This is a genomic window from Actinomycetota bacterium (assembly GCA_019347675.1).
GTDB lineage: Bacteria > Actinomycetota > Nitriliruptoria > Nitriliruptorales > JAHWKO01 > JAHWKW01.
In genome coordinates, this window is record JAHWKW010000075.1 from 1 (window position 1) to 2,010 (window position 2,010).

General features: G+C 63.8%; 3 protein-coding genes. All 3 read left to right on the forward strand.

Features of this window, described 5'->3' with window-relative positions; translation table 11 throughout:
* A partial coding sequence (locus KY462_17005) for a hypothetical protein (GenBank protein ID MBW3579398.1) occupies positions 1-1,178 on the forward strand: 1,178 nt, incomplete at its 5' end.
* Complete coding sequence (locus KY462_17010; GenBank protein MBW3579399.1) at positions 1,172-1,321, forward strand: hypothetical protein; 150 nt, start codon at positions 1,172-1,174, stop codon at positions 1,319-1,321. The genes KY462_17005 and KY462_17010, both read left to right, overlap by 7 nt.
* Positions 1,322-1,324: 3 nt before the next feature.
* Positions 1,325-2,010 (forward strand): phage portal protein (locus tag KY462_17015; protein ID MBW3579400.1); only part of this gene is annotated, 686 nt, incomplete at its 3' end.

Here is a 2,010-nt window from a genome sequence, read left to right on the forward strand (position 1 = left end):
TCGTACCCGTCGGCGCCGCCTCCTTCGAGCAGGCGGACCTGGTCTTCGGGGACATGAAGACCAACTGGCGCGAAAGCGTTCACCTGTCGCCGCTGGCGGACGTGTTCGACACCGAAATCCTCCTCAAAGACCGCCCAGGCAAAGCCTTCCGTGTCGCAGCCGTACGTGGTACCAACGATGGGCTGCGGCCCACCTGCTACATCTGCGACGAGGTCCATGAGCTTGTGGACCCGCAGAAGGCCGGCGCCCATCTGGTCATCGCGAACGGCTGCGCTAAACGCGACCAGTCCCTCCAGCTCAACATCACGACCGCCGGTCACGACCTCGACACGCTGCTAGGCCGGAAGTATCTGCGGGGGAAGCAGATAGCCGCTGGTGACCTCGAAGACGATACGTTCCTCATGGTGTGGTACGAAGCCTCAGATGCGTGGAACCTGGACGACCCCGAACAACTCGAACAAGCCATCAAAGACGCCTACCCCGCCGACGCCGACTTCGTCCCCATGGACGACATCGCCCGCAGATACGGGCAAATCCCCGAGTTCGAATGGCGCCGGTACTACGCCAACCAGTGGACCCGCTCCGACGAGTCTTGGTTGCCTGCGGGGGCGTGGCAGGCATGCCTAGAACCCCGCCTCACACTGTCCGCCGGTACGAAAGTATGGGCCGCTGTCGATATGGCGCTGTACCACGACCACGCCGCCGTGGCGGTCGTGTGGCAGCTTGACGACGGCCGCTGGGGGATCAAAGCGTCCGTATGGACGCCTGGGGACGACGGGATCGACGTCGCCAACATCATGCAACACGTCCGGGGCCTCGCGACCGAGTTCGAGTTGGTCGAGTGCGCATATGACCCGAAGTTCTTCGACTATCCTGCTAGCGTCCTCGCTGACGAAGGCGTCCCCATGCTCGAACACCCCCAATCAGCCGAGAGGATGATTCCGGCGTGCGGGTACGCCTACGAACAGATCGTCAGCAAACAGGTCACTCACGACGGCGACCCCGTCCTTGAGGATCATGTGCTGTCCGCTGTGCAGCGCCCGTCGGAGACGGGTTGGCGGTTGTCGAAGTCGCGGTCGTCGCGAAAGATCGACGCGTGCATCGCGATGGTGATTGCGTTGGCGCGGGCGGGGTGGCATGTGAACCGTCCGGCACCGTCAGGACCGAACATATGGTGACCCGTCTTATTCCTTTCCTGTTGGTCTTTGCTGGGCTCGTCTCCATCGTCGTTGCGATGTGGGCGCAGTACGGCTGGACATGGGGCCTGTTCGTCGCTGGCATCATCGCGACCGCCGTCGGCATCCTCGCCATCGAGGTGTAACCCGTGCCCCGACTCTGGCAACAACTCGCCGAACGTAGACAGATAAACGACCCCGCAAAGCCCCTCACAGACGAGTCGCTGATCTCCGTCTTGAACGCTGGCTGGTCGACCGACGCGGGCGTCACCGTCACCCCCGAAACGGCGCTGCGCGTCACCGCCGTCTACAGGGCCGTATCCCTCCTCGCAGGCGTCCTCGGTGCGCTCCCCCTCCACGCCTACCGCCGCACCGACACTGGCCGGCAACGCCTCGACAACACCCTCCTCGACGTCCCCCACCCCGACAAAACCCCCATGGAAGTATGGGAATACGTGTTCATGTCGCTGCTCACCCACGGCAACGCATACGTCCGCAAGTTGCGTGACGGGGTCGGCCGCATAGTCCAGCTGTGGCCACTCCATCCAGGAGCAATCAAGGTCAAGCAGGATGACGGGTGGCGCACCGCCGACAACCCGGTCGGTAAGCGGTTCTACCTCGGTGAACCCGGCAACAACGGCGACACAACCTACTGGACCCCGTACGAGGTCATGCACGTCCCCGGCATGTCCTACAACGGCCTCTACGGCCTCTCGCCGTTGCAGCAGGCTCGTCAGGCGATCGGGTTGGGGGTGGCGGCGCAGCAGTTCGGGTCCCGCATGTTCGACCGGGGCGGCTTGATCCCCGGCGTCCTCCAAACCGACATGCAACTAGC

Coding starts and splice junctions, on each gene's coding strand:
- KY462_17010 (MBW3579399.1), top strand. CDS start 1,172: ATGGTGACCCGTCTTATTCCTTTCCTGTTGGTCTTTGCTGGGCTCGTC.